Annotated in this window: 19 protein-coding genes; 10 read left to right on the forward strand and 9 right to left on the reverse strand. The window is 74.2% G+C overall.

Going from position 1 to position 20,018, the window contains the following annotated elements:
• Positions 1–41: 41 nt before the first annotated feature.
• On the reverse strand, positions 42–1,523 hold the full coding sequence (locus KBX37_RS27510; protein ID WP_210778794.1) for an aminopeptidase P family protein: 1,482 nt from the start codon (positions 1,521–1,523) through the stop codon (positions 42–44).
• Positions 1,524–1,633: 110 nt separating this feature from the next.
• Between KBX37_RS27510 and asnB the strand changes: the two genes are divergently transcribed.
• Positions 1,634–3,595, forward strand: a complete 1,962-nt coding sequence (gene asnB / locus KBX37_RS27515) for an asparagine synthase (glutamine-hydrolyzing) (RefSeq protein ID WP_210778795.1) — start codon at positions 1,634–1,636, stop codon at positions 3,593–3,595.
• Between the two features lie 123 nt (positions 3,596–3,718).
• Here asnB and KBX37_RS27520 read toward each other — a convergent pair whose 3' ends face one another.
• Entirely contained in the window at positions 3,719–4,819 is a 1,101-nt protein-coding gene (locus KBX37_RS27520; protein ID WP_210778796.1) for a lytic polysaccharide monooxygenase, read from the reverse strand.
• 337 nt (positions 4,820–5,156) lie between these two features.
• Here KBX37_RS27520 and KBX37_RS27525 point away from each other — a divergent pair, with 337 nt between their 5' ends.
• Positions 5,157–6,089 (forward strand): carbohydrate kinase, encoded by a 933-nt coding sequence (locus tag KBX37_RS27525; RefSeq protein ID WP_210778797.1) that lies wholly within the window; start codon positions 5,157–5,159, stop codon positions 6,087–6,089.
• A 138-nt stretch (positions 6,090–6,227) separates the two neighbouring features.
• Here KBX37_RS27525 and KBX37_RS27530 read toward each other — a convergent pair whose 3' ends face one another.
• Positions 6,228–7,058 carry an MBL fold metallo-hydrolase gene (locus KBX37_RS27530; RefSeq protein WP_210778798.1) on the reverse strand — a complete coding sequence of 277 codons (831 nt, stop codon included), beginning with the start codon at positions 7,056–7,058 and terminating at the stop codon, positions 6,228–6,230.
• Positions 7,055–7,459 carry a thioesterase family protein gene (locus tag KBX37_RS27535; RefSeq protein WP_210778799.1) on the reverse strand — a complete coding sequence of 135 codons (405 nt, stop codon included), beginning with the start codon at positions 7,457–7,459 and terminating at the stop codon, positions 7,055–7,057. The genes KBX37_RS27530 and KBX37_RS27535 overlap by 4 nt, the downstream gene beginning before the upstream one ends.
• A gap of 160 nt (positions 7,460–7,619) precedes the next feature.
• Between KBX37_RS27535 and KBX37_RS27540 the strand changes: the two genes are divergently transcribed.
• Positions 7,620–8,744, forward strand: a complete 1,125-nt coding sequence (locus tag KBX37_RS27540) for a phosphatase PAP2 family protein (protein WP_210778800.1) — start codon at positions 7,620–7,622, stop codon at positions 8,742–8,744.
• A 103-nt stretch (positions 8,745–8,847) separates the two neighbouring features.
• Here KBX37_RS27540 and KBX37_RS27545 read toward each other — a convergent pair whose 3' ends face one another.
• The 3 genes from KBX37_RS27545 to KBX37_RS27555 form a co-directional block, all read right to left on the reverse strand.
• Positions 8,848–10,296 (reverse strand): PH domain-containing protein, encoded by a 1,449-nt coding sequence (locus tag KBX37_RS27545; protein WP_210778801.1) that lies wholly within the window; start codon positions 10,294–10,296, stop codon positions 8,848–8,850.
• Between the two features lie 398 nt (positions 10,297–10,694).
• Positions 10,695–11,213: a PH domain-containing protein gene (locus KBX37_RS27550; RefSeq protein ID WP_307849226.1), complete on the reverse strand. Its 519-nt coding sequence runs from the start codon at positions 11,211–11,213 to the stop codon at positions 10,695–10,697.
• 22 nt (positions 11,214–11,235) lie between these two features.
• A complete protein-coding gene (locus KBX37_RS27555; protein ID WP_210778802.1) occupies positions 11,236–11,466 on the reverse strand; it encodes a hypothetical protein in 231 nt (76 codons plus the stop codon).
• A gap of 238 nt (positions 11,467–11,704) precedes the next feature.
• Here KBX37_RS27555 and KBX37_RS27560 point away from each other — a divergent pair, with 238 nt between their 5' ends.
• The 3 genes from KBX37_RS27560 to KBX37_RS27570 are packed head-to-tail and all read left to right on the forward strand — an operon-like array spanning position 11,705 to position 14,756.
• A complete protein-coding gene (locus KBX37_RS27560) occupies positions 11,705–12,826 on the forward strand; it encodes a MoxR family ATPase (RefSeq protein WP_210778803.1) in 1,122 nt (373 codons plus the stop codon).
• Positions 12,805–13,809 (forward strand): DUF58 domain-containing protein, encoded by a 1,005-nt coding sequence (locus KBX37_RS27565; RefSeq protein WP_210778809.1) that lies wholly within the window; start codon positions 12,805–12,807, stop codon positions 13,807–13,809. Before KBX37_RS27560 ends, KBX37_RS27565 begins: the two co-directional genes overlap by 22 nt.
• Positions 13,806–14,756 (forward strand): VWA domain-containing protein, encoded by a 951-nt coding sequence (locus tag KBX37_RS27570; RefSeq protein WP_154936079.1) that lies wholly within the window; start codon positions 13,806–13,808, stop codon positions 14,754–14,756. The genes KBX37_RS27565 and KBX37_RS27570 overlap by 4 nt, the downstream gene beginning before the upstream one ends.
• A 52-nt stretch (positions 14,757–14,808) precedes the next feature.
• On the opposite strand, the gene KBX37_RS27575 is transcribed toward KBX37_RS27570, so the two are convergent.
• On the reverse strand, positions 14,809–14,994 hold the full coding sequence (locus KBX37_RS27575; RefSeq protein WP_154936080.1) for a hypothetical protein: 186 nt from the start codon (positions 14,992–14,994) through the stop codon (positions 14,809–14,811).
• A 428-nt stretch (positions 14,995–15,422) separates the two neighbouring features.
• Between KBX37_RS27575 and fabG the strand changes: the two genes are divergently transcribed.
• From fabG to KBX37_RS27595, 4 genes are all read left to right on the forward strand, one after another.
• On the forward strand, positions 15,423–16,127 hold the full coding sequence (gene fabG / locus KBX37_RS27580) for a beta-ketoacyl-ACP reductase (RefSeq protein WP_210778804.1): 705 nt from the start codon (positions 15,423–15,425) through the stop codon (positions 16,125–16,127).
• 40 nt (positions 16,128–16,167) lie between these two features.
• Positions 16,168–16,935 carry an enoyl-ACP reductase FabI gene (gene fabI / locus KBX37_RS27585; RefSeq protein WP_210778805.1) on the forward strand — a complete coding sequence of 256 codons (768 nt, stop codon included), beginning with the start codon at positions 16,168–16,170 and terminating at the stop codon, positions 16,933–16,935.
• A 70-nt stretch (positions 16,936–17,005) separates the two neighbouring features.
• Positions 17,006–18,037, forward strand: a complete 1,032-nt coding sequence (locus tag KBX37_RS27590) for a ferrochelatase (protein ID WP_210778806.1) — start codon at positions 17,006–17,008, stop codon at positions 18,035–18,037.
• A gap of 37 nt (positions 18,038–18,074) precedes the next feature.
• A complete protein-coding gene (locus KBX37_RS27595) occupies positions 18,075–18,854 on the forward strand; it encodes an HAD-IIA family hydrolase (protein ID WP_154936084.1) in 780 nt (259 codons plus the stop codon).
• A 73-nt stretch (positions 18,855–18,927) separates the two neighbouring features.
• On the opposite strand, the gene KBX37_RS27600 is transcribed toward KBX37_RS27595, so the two are convergent.
• Entirely contained in the window at positions 18,928–19,722 is a 795-nt protein-coding gene (locus KBX37_RS27600; RefSeq protein WP_210778807.1) for a hypothetical protein, read from the reverse strand.
• Positions 19,723–20,018: the final 296 nt, after the last annotated feature.

A 20,018-nucleotide genomic window follows, 5' to 3' on the forward strand; every position in this document is an offset into this window, starting at 1 on the left:
CGACCCCCCGGGGGGGGGGCCCCGCCGGGGGTCGTACCGGGTCAGCCGGGCAGGCGCGGACCCGCCTCACGCTGCTCGGCGAGCCAGGTCTCCACCTCGTCCGAGCGGCGGGGCAGACCGGCCGACAGGTTCACCGCGCCGGTCGCGGTGACCAGGATGTCGTCCTCGATCCGCACGCCGATGCCGCGCAGCTCCTCGGGGACCAGCTCGTCCTCGGGCTGGAAGTACAGCCCCGGCTCGACGGTCAGCACGTAGCCCTCGCCGAGCGGGCCGTCGCGGTAGTGCTCCTTGCGCGCGTTGGCGCAGTCGTGCACGTCGATGCCGAGCATGTGGCTGGTGCCGTGCAGCGTCCACCGGCGGTAGACCGTCGACGCCGGGTCCATCGCCTCGTCCACGCTCACCGGGAGCAGGCCGAGGTCCTTGAGCGCCTCAGCGAGGACCCGCATCGCGGTGAGGTGGACCTCCCGGAACGCCACCCCGGGCTTGATGATGTCGATGCCGGCCTGCTGGGCCGCGTACACCGCGTCGTAGACCTGGCGCTGCAACGGGGTGAACCGGCCGTCGACCGGCAGCACCCGGGTGACGTCGGCGGTGTAGAGGTTGCGGTTCTCCACGCCCATGTCCATCAGCAGCAGCTCACCCGGGCGGGTGGCGCCGTGGTTGTGCACCCAGTGCAGGATCGTGGCGTGCTCGCCGGCCCCGACGATCGAGCCGTACCCGACGTCGTTGCCGTCGTGCCGGGCCCGCAGCGCGAAGATGCCCTCCAGCAGCCGCTCGGAGACCCCGCGGTCGGCCGGCAGCCCCCGGGCCACGTCCTCGAAGCCGCGTACGGTCGCGTCGACGGCGTCCTGGAGCTGGGCGATCTCCCACTCGTCCTTGACCAGCTTCAGCTCGGAGATCGCGATGGCCAGCTCGCGGTCGCGGGCCGGCTGGCCGTCGGCGCGGGGGCCGTCCCAGGGCCGCACGGCCGCGTCCACCCGGGCGTCGAAACCGCGCAACACCCGGGTACGCCCCGGCGCCAGCCCGGCCAGCGCCGCGTCCAGCTCGGTGAGGTCCTCGGTCGGCAGGCCCAGCTCGGTCGACTTCTCCGTCAGGGTGTGCCGCCGGCCGACCCACAGCTCGCCGTGCCGGCTGCGGAAGAACTCGTCGGTCTTCCGGGAGGACCGGGGCCGCATGTAGAGCGTGGCGTCGTGCCCGGAGCCGTTCGGGCGCAGCACGAGCACGCTGTCCGGGTCGTGGTCGCCGGTCAGGTAGGCGAAGTCGCTGCCCGGCCGGAACGGGTGGTCGGTGTCGTTGGCGCGTACCTTCTCGGTGCCGGTCGGGATGACCAGCGTCTCGCCCGGGAAGGCCGCCGAGAGCGCGGCGCGGCGCTTGGCGTGGTTGGGGACCTCGGGGCGCGGGCCGACCGGCAGGGTGGTGTCCCGCCAGCCCTGGCGCATGAAGTCCAGGAACGCCGGCGGGAAGTCCGGGTCGTGCGATTCGGTGCCGTCCGCCGGCTTTCCGCTCGTCCGGTCCTCGGTCATGGTCCGCTCCCTCCGCCTCGTTGCTGGTCCAGACGGTACCCGCCCGGTCCCGGTCGGAAGAGCCTGCGGTGCCGCGACGGCCGCTTCACGCGCGTGGAAAGATGACCACCATGTGCGGACTCCTGGCCTTCTTCAGTGCGCGCGGCGACGCCGCCGCTCACCGCGACAACATCGCCGGGGCGTTGGAATGCCTGCACCACCGCGGCCCGGACGAGACCGGTGTCGAGGTGGTCGGGGACGCCTCCGGCCGGTACGCGGACGGGGTGTTCGCGCACAAGCGCCTGGCGATCATCGACGTGGCCTCCAGCCACGAACCGCTGCCGTACGCCGACGGCCGCTACCTGCTCACCTTCAACGGTGAGATCTACAACTACATCGAGCTGCGCGACGAGCTGGTGCGCACCTACGGCGCCCAGTTCGCCACCGCCGGCGACGGCGAGGTGATCGTCGCCGGCTACCACTACTGGGGCGAGCAGGTGCTCACCCGGCTGCGCGGCATGTTCGCCTTCGTCATCTGGGACCGGCAGGAGCGGCGTGCCTTCGGCGCCCGCGACTACTTCGGCATCAAGCCGCTGCACTACCTGGAGACCGCCGACGGGCTCTACCTCGCCTCGGAGAAGAAGGCGCTGCTGCCCTTCGCGCACTCGAACTACGAGGGCGACGCCGGCATCGACACGGCCAGCCTGAGCCACTACCTGACCCTCCAGTACGTCCCGGAGCCCGGCACCCTGCACAAGGGGATCCGGCGGATCGGCTCGGGGGAGTACCTGACCTGGAGCCCGGGCGGGCGCATCGACGTGCGCCGCTGGTACCGGCCGGTGTTCCGGCCCGCCCCGGTCTCCGACGAGCAGCGGCTCTACCAGGAGATCCGGGAGACGCTGCGGGAGAGCGTCCGGATGCACATGCGCTCGGACGTGCCGGTCGGCTCGTTCCTGTCCAGCGGGATCGACTCGACCGCGGTGGTGGCCCTGGCCCGGGAGTTCAACCCGAACATCCTCACCTTCACCGTCGGGTACGACGTGCCCGGCTACTCCGAGATCGACGTGGCCCAGGAGTCGGCCCGGCACCTCGACGTGACCACCATCCCGACCAAGATCGGGCCGCAGGACATGATCGACGCCCTGCCGAAGATCGTCTGGCACCTGGACGACCCGGTGGCCGACCCGGCGCTGGTGCCGCTCTACTTCGTGGCCAAGAAGGCCGCCGAGCACGTCACGGTGGTCCTCTCCGGTGAGGGCGCGGACGAGTTCTTCGGCGGGTACACGATCTACCGGGAGCCGCTCTCCCTCGGCGCGGTCAACGGCCTGCCGGGCGGGATGCAGAAGGGCCTGCGCGCGGTCTCCAAGGCGATCCCGCAGGGGGTCAAGGGCAAGAGCTTCCTGGAGCGCGGCACCACCCCGATCGAGCAGCGCTACTACGGCAACGCCCGGATGTTCACCGAGGAGGAGAAGCAGCACCTGCTGCGCCGCTACGACCCCTCGGTCCGCTACACCGACGTGACCGCGCCGATCTACGCCGAGTGCACCGAGCTCGACGACGTCACCAAGATGCAGTACGTCGACCTCTACACCTGGCTGCGCGGCGACATCCTGGTCAAGGCCGACCGGATCTCGATGGCCCACTCGCTGGAGGTGCGGGTGCCCTTCCTCGACCGGGCGGTCTTCGACGTGGCCGCCGGCATCCCGGTCGACCTGAAGCTCCCGCCCCGCTCGGACGCCACCAAGTACGCCATGCGCCAGGCGTTGCAGGGCGTGGTGCCGCCGGCCATCGTCAACCGCAAGAAGCTGGGCTTCCCGACCCCGACCCGGGTCTGGCTGCGCGGCGAGATGTACGAGTGGGCCCGGCACGTGCTGGCCACCTCCGGCGCGGGCGACCTGATCGACCTGTCGTACGCGCTGCGGCTGCTGGACGAGCACAAGCGGGAGGAGGCGGACCACTCCCGCAAGGTGTGGACGGTGCTGATCTTCTGCATCTGGCACGCCATCTTCGTGGCCAAGACCCTCGACCCCGGCATCCAGCGCAACCAGTCCGCCCTGCTCACCAAGCCCGTGGTCGGCTCCATGGTCCGCTGACGGCCGGGCCCGGCGCGCCCGGGGCGCGGCACCGCCGTTGATCAAGAGGTTTGCGTCGACCGGAGTCCGCTCCGGCGACGCAAACCTCTTGATCGTTTCAGCGGCCCGTCGGTGGGCGGGAGGTCAGCGGCCGGAGCAGGTGACGGTGGGCAGGGTGTTGGCGCCGGTGGTGGTCGCGGTGAAGCCGAACGTGGTGGTGCCCTCGGGGGCGATCGTGCCGTTCCAGGCCGCGTTGGCGACCGTCACCGCCGATCCGGAGGAGCTCACCGTGCCGTTCCAGAGGCTGCTGATCGACTGGCCGCTGGGCCACGTCCAGCTGGCCACCCAGCCGCCGTACGTCCGGGCGCTGTGATTCATGATCATGACCTCGCCCTGGAACCCGCCGGGCCAGGAGTTGAGCACCTTGTAGACCGCCATGCAGTCGCCGCTCGGCGGCGGCGTGGTGGGCGAGGGCGGGGGAGTGGTCGGGCTCGGTGGCGGCGTGGTGGGGCTCGGCGGAGGTGTCGTGCCGCCGCCGGAACCGACCCCGGTCACCTCGCCGTTGCCCCCGTCGAAGGTGACGTCCGAGCAGCCGAAGAAGTTCTCCTGGCTGTCCGAGCGGACCCAGCGGGAGTAGACGATGTGCCGCCCGCTCTTGCCGGAGGGCAGGTTGCCGCTGAAGTAGTAGTGCCCGTCGTTGGTGCCGACCGCGCCGCGCTGCGGCGGGTTGGTCACCGTCAGGAAGGGTTGCTCCTCCAGGTCGCTCCAGGCCAGCGGTCGGGTCGGGCTCCAACTGTCCTTCGTGACGTAGAAGTAGAACGTGCCCGGGTGGTGGGCCCAGTTGCTGTAGCGGAAGTCCAGCCGCGCCCCGGCGGTCAGGTGGGTCACCGGCCAGTCGGTGCGGGCCAGGTCGTACCCGGCGAAACCGGGGTTGCCGCCGCTGCACAGCTTGCCGTCGGGGATGAAGCCGACGGTCCGGCCGCCGGCGTCGGAGCGGAGCACGCTGAACCAGTTGTAGAGGGAGTTGGCGCCGCTCTGCGCGACCGCCGCCGAGCAGGCCGGGTTGACCGGCCTGATCTCGCCGGTCGGGCTGAGGCCGTCCTTCCAGCACAGGTAGGTCCGGCTGCCCGGAGTCATCGCCGCGCCGTGCGCGGCGGCCGAGTCTCCGCCGGAGGTCAGGGCGACGGCGCCCAGGGCGAGGGTGGCGGCCGCGGTGAGCAGCGCGGCCGTACGGGAACGGATCACGAGGTTCTCCTGACCCGCGGGGCGGCACGACGGCCGGCCCCGCTGTGACGAGCGGATGCGACGATCGCGGCGCCACGGCCGGCGGCCCGGAAGTCGGGAGGGCCGGATGGCCGCGCACCGCCCTCGGTCCGCGTCCCGCGGACCGGTGCCCTCGCGTCGGCTCCAGCTCGGCGCCGGTGGTGCGGCAGCCCCCGCACCGGCCCGGCACGCGTCATCCCACCACGCTCCGGCGACCCCGCGCAATAGCCGTTGCTCGATACGTGGAGACGGGGCTTCCCGCCCGCCGTGGCGGGCACTGTGCCAGCCTGGTACGAAGCGACGGACGCTGGGAGGCGACGTGGGATACGCGGTGGTGCTCGGTGAGGCGCTGGTCGACCTGCTCGACGCCGAGTGCGAGGGCCGGCCGGTCTTCCGCCAGGAGATCGGCGGTGGCCCGCTCAACGTCGCCGTCGGGGTGTCCCGGCTCGGCGGCGCGGCCGAGTTCGTCGGGTCGTTCGGCGACGACGTGCTGGCCGGCCGGATCCGCGCCTTCCTCGCCGACGCCGGCGTCGGGCTGGCCGGCGCGGTCGCCGTCGGGGTGCCCACCACCCTCGCGGTCACCACGCACGCCGGGGCCGAGCCCGACTTCCGCTTCTACGGTGAGCCGCCCTCGTACGGCCTGCTCACCGCCGACAATCTGGACCTGGCCCTGATCGAGGGCGCCGACGTGCTCTACTGCGGGTCGATCGTGCTGCTCTGCCCGCCGGTGCTCGCCGCCGCGCGGCACGCCTGGTCGCTCGCCACCGGCCTGCGGGTGTTCGACCCCAACGTGCGGCCCCGGCTGCTGAACGGTCCATCGACGCTGGACGGGCTGCGGGAGGTGGTCGCGGAGTTCGCCGCCGGGGCGCACCTGGTCAAGCTGAGCGAGGCCGACGCCGCGCTGCTCTACCCGCGCGAGCCGGTCGAGGGGGTCGCGGCGTACCTGCGTGAGCTGGGGGCGGGCACCGTCGTGCTCACCCTCGGCGCGGACGGCGCGATCGTCGCGGCCGGCCCCGACCCGGTACGCGTGCCCGCGCCGAAGGTGCGCGCGGTCGACGCCACCGGCGCGGGCGACTCGGTGATGGCGGCGCTCATCGCCGAGCTGCTGGTCGACGGGGAGCCGGCCGAGCCGACCGACTGGCACCAGCGGGTGGCGTTCGCGCTGCGGGTCGCCGGCCTGGTCTGCGAGTCGCCCGGCGGGGCGGTGTCGATGCCCACCCGCGCCGAGGTGCTGGCCCGCTTCGTCGACTGAGCCGGCACTGGCCGCCCTCGACCCCGCCGGCCGCGCTGCCGGCCGCGCTGTCGTTCCGGCCCTGGACCGCCTCCTGGCCACCCTCCGCGCCACGGACTGACCGGCGCTCGGCGGTGGGCGGCCCGGGACGGCCGGGCGTCAGGGGGTGCCGTCGAGCTCGGCGTAGCCGCGGCGGGCGGCGATCAGGGCGGGTCGAGCGCCGAAGGGCGCCTCGGCGGCGACCCGCTCGGGCGGGGCACTGCCGGTGTGGGCGGCGCGGATCAGCCAGGCCAGGTCGACCAGCTGGCGGTGCTGGGCCCGGACGAACTCGGCGTCGACCGGGTCGCCGTGCCCGGGCACGACCACCGTCGCGGGCGTGGTGAGCCGCAGCAGCTCGGCCACCGCGTCCGGCCACTGCAACGGGTACGAGTCCTCGAAGGCGGGCGGCCCGCTCTGCTCCACCAGGTCCCCGGCGACCAGCACGTCGGCGTCGGGCACGTGCACCACCAGGTCGGCGTCGGTGTGCCCGTGCCCCGGGTGACGCAGCACCACCCGGCGGCCCCCGACGTCGAGCACCGCCTCGGTGAGCACGGTGTGCGTCGGGGCGAGCAGCTCCGTCCCGGCCACCTCGGCGGCGAACTCCGGCCGCTCGCCCCGCAGCTCCTCGTACGCCTCCCGGCGCAGCGCGTCCGGCCGCTCGCGCAGCGCGGCGGCGGCCAGCTCGTGGGCGTACACCGGCCGGGGCGGGTCGGCGGCGAGGGTGGCGTTGCCGAAGCAGTGGTCGTAGTGGTGGTGGGTGTTGACCAGCGTCCACGGGTGGCCGGTGACCGCCCGGGCCGCCGCGGCCAGCTCGGCGGCCTGCCCGGCGGTGGAGAGGCTGTCCACCAGCAACGCCTCCCCGTCACCGACGATCAGGGTGACGTTGACGTTGAGCACCGGCTCGCGCAGCACGTGGACCCGGTCGGCGACCTCCACGAACCGGAGGGTCATGACACCCGCGCCGCACGCGCCACGAAGCGCTGCCGGTCGACCAGCGCCCGCTCCACCCGGCCCTCGGCCACCGTCTCGCCACCGTCGGTGACCGTGACCTCGAACACCAGCCGCCGCCCGGCGACCTCGGTCAAGCGGGCCTGCGCCACCACCGTCCGCCCGACCGGCGTCGCCGCGCGGTGCTCCAGCTCCACCCGGCTGCCCACGGTCGTCGAGCCGGCCGGCAGGTGGGTGGCGGTGGCCGCGACGGTGGCCGCCTCGGCGAGGGCGAGCAACCGGGGCGTGCCGAGCACCGGCACGTCGCCGGAGCCCACCGCCTGCGCGGTGTCGGCGTCGGTGACGGTCAGCTCGACCCGGGCGGTCAGCCCGGTCGGAAAGGGGGTGTCCGACTGCTCCTGCATGGGCTCAGCGTAGGTGTTCGGCGGCGGCCCCGGCCACGACGACGGCGAACCGGACCACCCGCCGCCGGGCGGCCGGCGCGGCGGCCCGCGGAGGCCGGCCGGGGCAGGGGGAGGCAGCCGGCCCGGTGGTCCCCGTCAGCCGCCGTTAACCTTGACCGCGATGGCCGTCGTGACTGACCCCCAGCCCCCCGCCCCCACCGGACCGACCGTGTCCGCCGACGGCGGGCGTCGCCGCGTGATCGCGATGGCGGTCTGGGGCGCCGCCTTCGTCGTCGCCTGGCTGGCCATCGGCCTGCCGACCGACCCGGCGTACGCGTTCGTCTGGATCTGGGCGGCGACGATCGCCTGGAACTCGTCCCGCCCGTGGCGCAGCCACCTGCACTTCGCCCGGGACTGGGTGCCGGTGGTGCTGCTGCTGGCCGCGTACAACCTCTCCCGGGGCTTCGCCGACAACGGGGCGACCCCGCACGCCTACGAGTTGATCGTCGCCGACCGGGTGATGTTCGGCTGGGCCACCGGCGGCGAGGTGCCGACGGTCTGGCTCCAGGAGCACCTCTACCGGCCCGACGTGCAGTGGTGGGACGTGCTGGCCAGTTGGGTCTACTTCTCCCACTTCGTGGTGGCGCTGGCCGCCGCCGCGGTGCTCTGGTTGCGTGACCGGGGCCGGTGGGCGGCGTTCATGCGGCGCTGGGGGTTCCTCTGCGCCACCGGGCTGGTCACCTACTTCCTCTACCCGGCCGCCCCGCCCTGGTGGGCGGCGCAGAACGGCCTGCTCACCGAGGTCGCCCGGATCTCCACCCGGGGCTGGAAGGCGTTCGGCATGCACGGCGCCGGCAACCTGCTCAACGCCGGGCAGATCGCCAGCAACCCGGTCGCCGCGATGCCGTCGCTGCACACCGCGTTCGCTCTGTTCGTCGTGCTGTTCTTCCTCCGGGCCACCCGGAAGCGGTGGTGGCCGCTGCTGCTGGCGTACCCGCTGGCGATGACCTTCACCCTGGTCTACTGCGGCGAGCACTACGTGATCGACGTGCTCGTCGGCTGGGCGTACGTGGGGATGACCTTCCTGGTGGTCGGGCTCGCCGAGCGCTGGTGGGCGGCCCACCGGGCCCGCCGCCCGCTGGCGGCCCCGCCGACCACGGCCTCCCCGGCGGTGGTCTCCTCGGCCACGGCCGAGCCGGTGGCCGCCGGGTCGGTGGCCGCCAAGTCGGTCGCCGTCGAGTCGGCCGTCGCCGAGCCGGCTGGCGCGTCGGCCGGACAGCCGGCGGAGCAGCGCGCCGCCCGCTGAACCGTCGGCGAACGCGCCGGGCCACTCGCGGGCCGTCAGCGGGGACGCGCCGGGCCACTCGCCGGATCGTCAGCGGGGACGCGCCGCGCCATTCGCCGGATCGTCAGCGGGCGCGCCGTGCGGCGTGCGCCCGGGCGATCAGCTCCGCGGCGAGCGTCCACGCCTCGGTCAGGTCCCGGTCGGGCGCCGCGGCGCCCGAGCCGCCCGCGGTGTCGGCGTGCACCGTGGCCAGCCGCAGCCGCCGCTGCGCCGGCCCCTGCACCACCCGCACGCTCTGGATCCGGGCGTACGGCACGATCGCCAGCTGCCGGGTCAGCAGACCGGAGCGGACGGCGAAGACGCGCTCGCCCAGCCCGGCGCCGAGCGCTCGCACGCTGAGCGGCCGCAGCCAGCGGGCCCGGGCCGGCGGGGGCGTCATCGGCAGGGCGGTCAGCCGCACCCCGGGCAGCACCTCGGCGACGATCTCCTCGCCGGTACGCAGGTCGCCGACGGGCAGCAGCCGGTCCGGCCGGTTCCGGTCGTCCTGCTCGCCACCGGAGTAGCCGGCCACCTCCAGCCGCAGCCGCAGCCAGCCCTTCATCCGCCAGAGCAGCGGCCAGGTCACCCCGACCGTCTGCACCCGGTCCAGCGGCACGGTCTGCACCCGGGTCTCCAGCAGGCCGTTGCGGACGCGCAGCCGGTCCTCCTCCCGATCCAGCCGGAAGCTCCAGTCGTCGAGCACCCGGCGGACCGGTTGCAGGATCACGCCGGCCATCGCGGTCAGCGTGCTGGCCACCGCGATGAACGACCAGGAACCCGCGGAGAGGAACTGCGCCGCCACGAAGGCCACGCCGAACGGGAGCAGGAACGCCTGCGGGGTGAGCAGCTGGCTGACCAGCAGGTCGGTGTTGCGGACGGCGTGTAGCGGCCGGCCGGCCGGCTCCGGTGGCTCCCCGGCTCGTGCGACGGCCGGCGCGACCTCCCCGCCGGCGGCCCGGCCCGCCACGGCGAGCAGCCGCTGCCGCAACGCCGCCGCCTCGGCCACGCCGAGGTACGCCAGCGGCGCCTCGGTCTTGCCGCCGCCCACCACCTCCAGCCGCAGCTCGGCCAGGCCGGTGAGCTGGGCGAGCAGCGGCCGGACCACCTCCACCGCCTGCAACCGCTCCAGCGGGATCGCCCGGGTACGCCGCCAGAGCAGCCCCTCGTGCACCCGCAGCTCCCGCCCGACGATGTGGTAGCCGGTGTTCCACCAGCTGATCACCGCCAGCACGGTCGCGCCCAGCGCGAGTACCACCACCATCCCGGCGAACACCCCGAAGCCCACCCGGGACAGGGTCGACCAGGACAGGCCCGCGATCACCACGACCAGGGACTTCGCCCCGTGCAGCACCGGGCTGAGCGGGTGCAGCCGTTGCCGCGGCTCCTCCCCGGCCGGGCCGGGCACGGGGGCGTACCCGGGTGCGCCGGGCGTCGGGGCGTGGGCAGGCGAGCCGGGCGCGGGGCCGTGCCCCCCGGGCGGCGGGCCGTATCCGGGCGGTGGGCCATATCCGGGCACCGGGCCGTATCCGGGCACCGGGCCGTATCCGGGCGGCGCGTGGGCCGGGCCGTGTCCGGGTGGCGCGGGGGGCGGGCCGTGTCCGGGTGGGCCGGGTACCTGGCCGGGCACTGGTTGGCCGAAGGTGGAGCCGTATTCGGGGTGGCCCGATGTCGGACCGTGCTCCGGTGGGCCGGACGTAGGGCCGTGGACCGGCGGGCCGGACGTCGGGCTGTGTGCCGGTGGGCCGGAGACCGCAGCGTGGACCGGCGGGCCGGATGTCGGGCTGTGTGCCGGTGGGCCGGAGACGGGGCCGGGTCCGGGTGGGCCGGAGACCGGCTCGGGTCCGGGTGGGGCGGCCGGTGCGGACGGCTCCGACGGGGCCGGCGTGGGGCCGGTGTCGGGCCGGGCCGGTTCCGGCCCGCGCGGCCCGTCGTTCACAACCCCTCCGCGCGGTCTTCGCCCAGCGCGGTGAGCCGGTCGCGCAGCCGGGCCGCCTCCTCCGGTCGCAGGCCGGGCACCCGGGCGTCGCTGGCCGCGGCGGCGGTGTGCAGCTGCACGGTGGCCAGGCGGAAGGCCCGCTCCAGCGGCCCGGCGCTGACGTCGACGAACTGCATCCGCGAGTACGGCACGATGGAGAGCCGCCGGATCACCAGCCCGTGCCGGACCAGCAGGTCGTTCTCGCGCTCGGCGTAGCCCCAGGCGTGGACGGCCCGGACGATCGCCACCGCCCGCCAGGCGCCGAGCAGCAGTACCAGCCCGAACGCGACGCCGAAGGCCCAGTGACCGCTGAGCGCCCAGCCGAGGCCGAGACCGGCCAGCACCACGGCCAGCACCATCGCGAGCCGGAGCAGTTCCACCCAGATCAGGTCGCCGGAGATCCGCTGCCACCGGACGGTGTCCGGCCAGGGTTCCAGGGCGCTGACCGGACGCTGAGGTGGCTCGGCGCCGTTCACCGGGAAGATCCGCTCTGCGCGCTCACCGTTCGAGCGTATGCGATCCCGGCAGCGGTGCGACCTCGCGCAGGAAGCCGCGCGCGTCGAGGAAGTCGCCGAGGGACGTCCGGTGCTGCGGGCAGGCCAGCCAGGTCTTGCGACGCTCCGGGTCGTGCAGGCGGGGATTGTTCCAGCGCAGCGCCCAGACGGCGGACGCGCGGCAGCCGCGGGCCGAACAGATCGGTGCCTCGTCGGCGGTGCTGGAGTCGGTCACCTGGGGCAGTCTAGGCCGGGGTGCCGGAAGTTTGAGCGCCGGGCGACCACGGGGGGAGCCGCCCGGCGACGGGGTGAATCGTACACGCGCCGGACCCCTGTGTGTCCACCCTCGTTCAGCGATTCGGCGAACGGGACGGCGCGGCGGAAATCGGCTTCTCCCTCCATCGGCTCTCAGCCAGGCATGGGAGTCTTGACACGCACCACGCCGCGACGACCGATCATGCTGTGGAGGACCGGTGGCCCAGCCGACCACGCCCGACGCCCCGACCCCGAACGGGTCGGCCCCCGAGACGCCCACCCCGGTGAGCACACCGGTGAGCACGCCGGCGGAGGATGCCAGCCTGCTGGAACGGGCGTTGTTCGAGATCAAACGGGTCATCGTCGGCCAGGACCGGATGGTGGAGCGGATGTTCGTCGCGCTCCTCGCCCGGGGTCACTGCCTGCTGGAGGGCGTACCCGGGGTGGCCAAGACGCTGGCGGTGGAGACACTGGCCAAGGTGGTCGGCGGCGACTTCGCCCGGGTGCAGTTCACTCCGGACCTGGTCCCCGCCGACATCATGGGCACCCGGATCTACCGGCAGTCCAGCGAGAAGTTCGACGTGGAGCTGGGCCCGGTCTTCGTCAACTTCCTCCTCGCCGACGAGATCAACCGGGCTCCGGCGAAGGTGCAGTCCGCGCTGCTGGAGGTGATGAGCGAGCGGCAGGTCTCCATCGGCGGCGAGACGCACCGGGTGCCGAACCCGTTCCTGGTGATGGCCACCCAGAACCCGATCGAGCAGGAGGGCGTCTACCCGCTGCCGGAGGCGCAGCGGGACCGGTTCCTGATGAAGATCGTGGTCGGCTACCCGACCGACGCCGAGGAGCGCGAGATCGTCTACCGGATGGGCGTCGCCCCGCCGGAGCCCGCGCAGGTCTTCACCACCGACGACCTGATCGCCCTGCAGCGGAAGGCCGACCAGGTCTTCGTGCACAACGCGCTGGTCGACTACGCGGTCCGGCTGGTGCTGGCCACCCGTACCCCGGCCGAGCACGGGATGCCCGACGTCGCCCGGTTCATCCAGTACGGCGCCAGCCCACGCGCCTCGCTCGGCCTGGTCCGGGCCACCCGGGCGCTGGCCCTGCTGCGCGGCCGCGACTACGCGCTGCCCCAGGACGTGCAGGACATCGCGCCGGACATCCTCCGGCACCGGCTGGTGCTCAGCTACGACGCGCTCGCCGACGACGTGCCCGCCGACCACGTGGTGCACCGGGTCATGTCGACGATCCCGCTGCCCGCGGTGGCGCCCCGCCAGCAGGCGACCCCGGTGCCGCCGGTCAGCGCGCCGCCCGGCGCCGGCTGGCCCGGGCAGCGGCCGTGACCTCACCCGTGCGCCCGGCCGACGCCGGCGGTGAGCGGACCGAGGCGGTGCTGTCCCGGTTGCAGCTGCTGGTCACCCGCAAGCTCGACGGCCTGCTCCAGGGCGACTACGCCGGACTGCTGCCCGGCCCGGGCAGCGAGGCGGGGGAGTCGCGGGAGTACCGGCCCGGCGACGACGTACGCCGGATGGACTGGCCGGTCACCGCCCGGACGACCATGCCGCACGTGCGGCGGACGGTGGCCGACCGGGAGCTGGAGACCTGGCTCGCGGTGGACCTGTCGGCGAGCCTCGACTTCGGCACCGGGCGCTGGCTCAAGCGAGAGGTGGTGATCGCCGCGACCGCCGCCCTGACCCACCTGACGGTGCGCGGCGGCAACCGGATCGGCGCGGTGATCGGCACCGGCGCGGAGACCGTGGCGCCCGCCGGCCGTTGGCGCGCCGCCCCGCCGCCGCCCGCCGGGCCGGGCGTGCTCACCCGGGTGCCGGCCCGCTCGGGTCGCCGGGAGGCGCACGCGTTGCTGCGGGCCGTCGCGCACACCCCGGTCCGACCCGGGCGCAGCGACCTGGGCGCGCTGATCGACCTGCTCAACCGCCCGCCACGGCGGCGGGGCCTGGCGGTGGTGATCTCGGACTTCCTCGCGGCGCCGCAGCAGTGGGGCCGGCCGCTGCGTAAGCTGCGGGTCCGGCACGACGTGCTGGCGATCGAGGTGGTCGACCCGCGCGAGTTGGAGCTGCCGGACGTGGGGGTGCTGCCGGTGGTCGACCCGGAGACCGGGGAGCTGCACGAGGTGCAGACCGCCGATCCCCGGCTGCGCCGGCGGTACGCCGAGGCGGCGGCCGCCCAGCGCGAGGCGATCGCCACCGAGCTGCGCGCCGCCGGCGCCGGGCACCTGCGCCTGCGTACCGATCGAGACTGGCTGCTGGACATGGTGCGATTCGTGGCCGCGCAGCGGCACGCCCGCACCCGGGGGACGACGCGATGATCCGTTTTCTGCAACCGTGGTGGCTGCTGGCCCTGCTGCCGGTGCTGGCCCTCGCCGCGCTCTACGTCTGGCGGCAGCGCCACCGCCGGGCGTACGCGATGCGGTTCACCAACGTGGACCTGTTGCGGACCCTGGCGCCGAAGGGCCTGGGCTGGCGACGGCACGCCGCGGCCACCGCGTTCCTGCTCGCCCTGGTGGCGCTGGCCGCGGGGATGGCCCGCCCGGCGGTGGACACCCGGGAGCCCCTGGAGCGGGCCACCGTCATGCTGGCGATCGACGTCTCTCTGTCCATGCAGGCCGACGACGTGGCGCCGAACCGGTTGGAGGCCGCGCAGGAGGCGGCGAAGCAGTTCGTCGGGGAGTTGCCGGAGAGTTACAACCTCGGGCTGGTCTCCTTCGCCAAGTCGGCGAACGTGCTGGTCGCCCCCACCAAGGACCGGGAGGCGGTGACGGCGGCGATCGACGGGCTGACCCTGGCCGAGGCGACCGCCACCGGCGAGGCGGTCTTCACCTGCCTGGAGGCGATCCGCTCGGTCCCGGCCGACGGCACGGCCGGCATTCCGCCGGCCCGGATCGTGCTGCTCTCCGACGGCTTCCGCACGTCGGGCCGGTCGGTGGAGGAGGCCGCCGCGGCGGCGCAGGCGGCCAATGTGCCGGTCTCCACCATCGCCTTCGGCACCGACTCTGGGCAGGTCGACATCAACGGCCAGCCGCAGCGGGTGCCGGTGGACCGGCTGGCGCTGGCGCAGCTGGCCGAGACCACCGAGGGCTACTTCTACGAGGCGGCCTCGGTCTCCGAGCTGAAGCAGGTCTACCAGGACATGGGCAGCTCGATCGGGTTCCGCACCGAGCCGCGCGAGATCACCCAGTGGTACGCGGGGGTGGCCCTGCTGCTCGCGCTCTGCGCCGGTGGGCTGAGCCTGCTCTGGTCGTCCCGGATGCTCTGAGACCCGCCGGGGTGCGAGCGGGCGGGACGGGTGGCCGTACCGGCCGGCGGTGTCAGTGACCGCCGCCGGCCAGGACGAAGACGACGGCCACCCAGACGGCGGCGAGGGTGAAGCCCAGCGGGGCGACGTAACGGCTCATGGACGGCTCCGGGTGGCGGCTGGACGGTCCGCGCGTGCGGGGGCGGACCGCAGGGGTCGAGCAGGACGCGCACACGAAGTCGTGACCGGGCGGCTCCACCGTGGGCCGTTCCGGGAGCGGGACGGCGCGGGCCGGCCACCCCGGCGGTGGCCGAGGCGGGCGGTGCGGGGAGCGGGAGCTGGGTCAGCTCGACCGACTGAGCCGTGGCTCAGCGGGGCTGACGGAGGGCCCGGCCACGACTGGGAGGATCGCTATCTCGCACAGCGATCACCTCCTGCGGTCGGCGGGGCCCGGAACGCGGGCCGGACGCCGACCCGCAAACGCCGATCATCGTACAACGGGGACGCTGCCGCCGCGTACCCGGCCGAGCGTCTGGACCGACCCGGCCGAAGGGTCGGCGAGGAGGGGCCGGGAAGGGCGTCCGGACCCCTCGGGCGGGGTCCCGGGCGGTCCGGGCGTTAGCGCTTACCTGTCGGTAACGCCTAGGCTCCGACCGACGCAGAGATCAGCTGAGCAGAGGGGGACCCGTGGCCCGTACCGTGCTGGTGACCGGCGGCAACCGGGGGATCGGCCTGGCCATCGCGCAGGCGTTCGCCAAGCAGGGCGACCGGGTGGCGGTGACCCACCGCAGCGGCGACGCCCCGGAGGGGCTCTTCGGCGTCCGGTGTGACGTCACCGACGCCGCCTCGGTGGACGCGGCCTTCACCGCGATCGAGGCCGAGCTCGGTCCGGTCGAGGTGCTGGTCGCCAACGCCGGCATCACCGACGACACGCTGCTGATGCGGATGTCCGAGGAGCAGTTCACCGGCGTGCTGGACACCAACCTCACCGGCACCTTCCGCTGCGCCAAGCGGGCGTCGACGAAGATGCTCCGGGCGAAGTGGGGCCGGATGATCTTCATCTCCTCGGTGGTCGGCCTCTACGGCGGCGTCGGCCAGGTCAACTACGCGGCCAGCAAGGCCGGCCTGGTGGGCGTGGCCCGCTCGATCACCCGCGAGCTGGGCAGCCGCAACATCACCGCCAACGTGGTCGCCCCCGGCTTCATCGACACCGACATGACCGCCAAGCTGCCCGACGAGCGTCGCGCCGAGTACCGCAAGGCGATCCCGGCCGGCCGGTTCGCCGAACCGGACGAGGTCGCGGGCGTGGTCACCTGGCTGGCCTCGGACGCCGCCGGCTACATCTCCGGCGCCGTCATCCCGGTCGACGGCGGCCTGGGCATGGGCCACTGACGACCGCCCCACCCGAGAAAACGTACGGAGGAACCCCCGAATGTCCGGACTGCTCGCCGGTAAGCGGCTGCTGGTCACCGGTGTCATCACCGACGCCTCGATCGCCTTCTCGGTGGCGAAGCTCGCCCAGGAGAACGGCGCGCAGGTCGTGCTCACCGGCTACGGCCGGCTCTCCCTGGTCGAGCGGATCGCCAAGCGGCTGCCCGAGCCGGCCCCGGTGATCGAGCTGGACGTGACGAACCCGGAGCACCTGGCCGGCCTGGCCGACAAGGTGCGCGAGCACGTCGACGGCCTGGACGGGGTGGTGCACTCGATCGGGTTCGCCCCGCAGAGCTGCCTCGGCGGCGGTTTCCTCGACGCCCCGTGGGAGGACGTGGCCACCGCGCTGCAGGTCTCCACGTACTCGTACAAGTCGCTGGCCATGGCGGCGCTGCCGCTGATGTCGTCCGGCAGCGCCGTGGTCGGGCTCACCTTCGACGCCACCAAGGCGTGGCCGGTCTACGACTGGATGGGCGTGGCCAAGGCCGGCCTGGAGTCCGCCTCCCGCTACCTCGCCCTGCACCTGGGCAAGCAGGGCATCCGCAGCAACCTGGTCGCCGCCGGCCCGCTGCGCACCATCGCCGCCAAGTCGATCCCCGGCTTCGACCAGTTCGAGGACGCCTGGACCGAGCGGGCCCCGCTCGGCTGGAGCCTCACCGACCAGGAGCCGGCTGCCCGGGCCTGCCTGGCGCTGCTGTCGGACTGGTTCCCGGCCACCACCGGCGAGATCGTGCACGTCGACGGCGGCTACCACGCGATCGGCGCCTGAGTCACCGGCGCACGCCGGTGCCCGCGGGGTGGCCGCCGGGCCGGCCCGGCCGTCGGGGGAGAATGGGACCATGGCGTACGACGCATTGGTGCTGGTCTCCTTCGGCGGCCCGGAGCGCCCCGAGGACGTGCTGCCCTTCCTGCAGAACGTGACCCGGGGCCGGGGCGTGCCGCCGGAGCGGCTCGACGAGGTCGTCGAGCACTACCTGCACTTCGGCGGGGTCTCCCCGATCAACCAGCAGTGCCGCGAGCTGCTCGCCGCGATCCGGGCGGACTTCGCCGCGAACGGCGTCGACCTGCCGGTCTACTGGGGCAACCGCAACTGGGATCCGATGCTCGCCGACGCGGTGGCGCGGATGCGCGACGACGGGGTCACGCGGGCGCTGGCCTTCGTCACCAGCGCGTACGGTGGCTACTCGTCCTGCCGGCAGTACCAGGAGGACATCGCCGCGGCCCGGGCCGCCGTCGGCGCGGACGCCCCGGTGATCGAGAAGCTGCGCCAGTTCTGGGACCACCCCGGCTTCGTCGAGCCGCACGCCGACGCGGTGCGGGCGGCGCTGGCCCAGCTCGACCCGGCGAAGCGGGACACCACCCGGGTGGTCTTCACCGCGCACTCCATCCCCGTCTCGGCGGCGGCCACCGCCGGCCCGCACGGCGGCCGGTACACCGCGCAGCTGGCGGAGGTCGCCCGGCTGGTGCACGCCGCCGCCGCGCCCGACCTGCCGTACGACCTGGTCTGGCAGAGCCGGTCCGGCCCGCCGCAGGTGCCGTGGCTGGAGCCGGACATCAACGACCACCTGACCGCGCTCGCCGAGTCCGGGGTGACCAGCGTGGTGGTCAGCCCGATCGGCTTCGTCTCCGACCACCTCGAGGTGGTCTGGGACCTGGACACCGAGGCGCTGGAGACGGCCAAGCGGCTCGGCCTGGACTTCGTCCGGGCGGGCACCCCGGGCACCGACCCGCGCTTCGTGGCGATGGTCCGCGAACTGGTGGCCGAGCGCACCACGCCCGACGGGGAGCGGCTGCGCCGCCGCCTCGGTGAGCTCCCGATGTGGGACACCTGTCCCACGCCGTGCTGCGTGCCGGCCGCCCGCCGCCCCTGATACCACCCAATCCGACACCCCCTGGGACGAGACGACGATGCAGGACCGTAAGCCGGTGCAGAGCTGGCTCACCGACATGGACGGCGTACTGGTGCACGAGGGCCAGCCCGTGCCCGGCGCCCCCGAGTTCGTCAAGCGGCTGCGCGCCTCCGGCAAGCCGTTCCTGGTGCTGACCAACAACTCGATCTACACCCCGCGGGACCTCCAGGCCCGGCTGGTCCGGATGGGACTCGACGTGCCGGAGGAGGCGATCTGGTCGTCGGCGCTGGCCACCGGCCAGTTCCTCGCCGACCAGCGGCCGGGCGGCACCGCGTACGTGATCGGCGAGGCCGGGCTGACCACGGCGCTGCACGCGGTCGGCTACGTGCTGACCGACTTCGCGCCGGACTACGTGGTGCTGGGGGAGACCCGCACCTACAGCTTCGAGGCGATCACCAAGGCGGTCCGGCTGATCAACGACGGGGCCCGGTTCATCTGCACCAACCCCGACGTCACCGGCCCGTCGGTGGAGGGCGCGCTGCCGGCCGCCGGCTCGGTCGCCGCGATGATCTCGAAGGCGACCGGGGTGGAGCCGTACTTCGTCGGCAAGCCCAACCCGATGATGATGCGCTCGGCGCTGAACACCATCAACGCGCACTCGGAGACCACCGCGATGATCGGCGACCGGATGGACACCGACATCCTCTGCGGCCTGGAGGCCGGGCTGGAGACCATCCTGGTGCTCACCGGGATCAGCAGCCGGGTCGAGGCGGAGCGCTACCCGTACCGGCCGTCGCGGATCGTCGACTCGGTCGCCGACCTCATCGACGAGATCTGACCGACCGGCGTCGTGGGCCGGCCGCGCGCCGGCCGGGCGTCCGTCGCCCGTGCCGGCCGGCACGGGTACGCCCTCAGGGGCGCAGCGGAGCGTTGCAGGCGGCGACCAGCGCCTGCCGGCAGGCGGTGGTGAGCGGGCGCAGCGCGGCGTCGCGCTGCTGGGCCTCGTAGTTGTTGATCGCCCCGCCGGGTGCGCTGTGCCCGGCCAGGGCGAGCACCCGGTCCAGCACGGCCGCCCGGGCGAAGAGCCGCCGGGCGCGCGGGTCGAAGCCGGGCGGCAGGTCGGTGGCGCCGTCCGGGCGGCGCAGCGCCGCGAGGGCCCCGGCCAGCTCAGGCCGCCACTGAGCCACGTCGAGCCGGGTCAGCGCGGCGGTGGTCTCGGCCAGCGCGGCGGCCAGCTCGGCCTCGGCCTCCGCCGCGCCGGGCGCCGCGAGCGACGCCTTCGGCGCGTCGGCCGGCAGCGGGTACACCCGCCAGAGCACGGTCTCCCAGGTCATCCCGGAACCGGACGTGTGCGTGCGCACCTCGGGGATCAGCCCCAGCGGCCCGGCGACCTCCGCCTCGCCGGCGAGCAGCGCCGCGCCGGCGAAGTCGCCGGGGCCGGGCAGGCCGCGCGGGTCGCCGGGTGCGGGCAGCACCAACCGGATCTCGTCGGGTGAGAGCTTGGCCAGGCTGGGCAGCGCGTCGCGCAGCGGGACGTCGGTCCAGGTGCCGGGCGCGTCCGCGACCAGGTGCTCCTCGTCGCCGGCTACGGATTCGGCGACCTCGTCGTACGGCACCAGGCCGGCGCGCCAGGCGCGTACCCAGGCAACGAACCGGCTCGACCGGCGCGGGGCAAGGGTGGCCGCGCCCGTTGCGGGGGAGGACATGCCGAAAGGGTACGTGGTCCCCGCCTGCCCTGTCTCGACTGCCGCTCCGGCCGCGTCACCTGCCCCGAACTGCCCGCTTCGCCCCCGCCCGCCCGGCTCCGCCGCCGCCCCGCCGCGGCCCCGCCCGGCCGCACCACCCCGTTGATCATGAAGTTGTTGTCACTCGCTACGGGGTGGTTTCTAGGCTTCAGTGCAACTGATCTTGGTTGGGCTGGGGGTGCTGGTGGCGAGGCCGGGTGTGTTGACGTTCGGGCATCGGCAGGTGTTGGAGCATTTGTGGGCTTCGGGTCGGACGA

The organism is Micromonospora sp. U56, assembly GCF_018070095.1.
GTDB lineage: Bacteria > Actinomycetota > Actinomycetes > Mycobacteriales > Micromonosporaceae > Micromonospora > Micromonospora purpureochromogenes.

Coding starts and splice junctions, on each gene's coding strand:
- KBX37_RS27510 (WP_210778794.1), bottom strand. CDS start 1,523: ATGACCGAGGACCGGACGAGCGGAAAGCCGGCGGACGGCACCGAATCG.
- asnB (WP_210778795.1), top strand. CDS start 1,634: ATGTGCGGACTCCTGGCCTTCTTCAGTGCGCGCGGCGACGCCGCCGCT.
- KBX37_RS27530 (WP_210778798.1), bottom strand. CDS start 7,058: ATGACCCTCCGGTTCGTGGAGGTCGCCGACCGGGTCCACGTGCTGCGC.
- KBX37_RS27535 (WP_210778799.1), bottom strand. CDS start 7,459: ATGCAGGAGCAGTCGGACACCCCCTTTCCGACCGGGCTGACCGCCCGG.
- KBX37_RS27540 (WP_210778800.1), top strand. CDS start 7,620: ATGGCCGTCGTGACTGACCCCCAGCCCCCCGCCCCCACCGGACCGACC.
- KBX37_RS27570 (WP_154936079.1), top strand. CDS start 13,806: ATGATCCGTTTTCTGCAACCGTGGTGGCTGCTGGCCCTGCTGCCGGTG.
- fabI (WP_210778805.1), top strand. CDS start 16,168: ATGTCCGGACTGCTCGCCGGTAAGCGGCTGCTGGTCACCGGTGTCATC.
- KBX37_RS27590 (WP_210778806.1), top strand. CDS start 17,006: ATGGCGTACGACGCATTGGTGCTGGTCTCCTTCGGCGGCCCGGAGCGC.
- KBX37_RS27595 (WP_154936084.1), top strand. CDS start 18,075: ATGCAGGACCGTAAGCCGGTGCAGAGCTGGCTCACCGACATGGACGGC.
- KBX37_RS27600 (WP_210778807.1), bottom strand. CDS start 19,722: ATGTCCTCCCCCGCAACGGGCGCGGCCACCCTTGCCCCGCGCCGGTCG.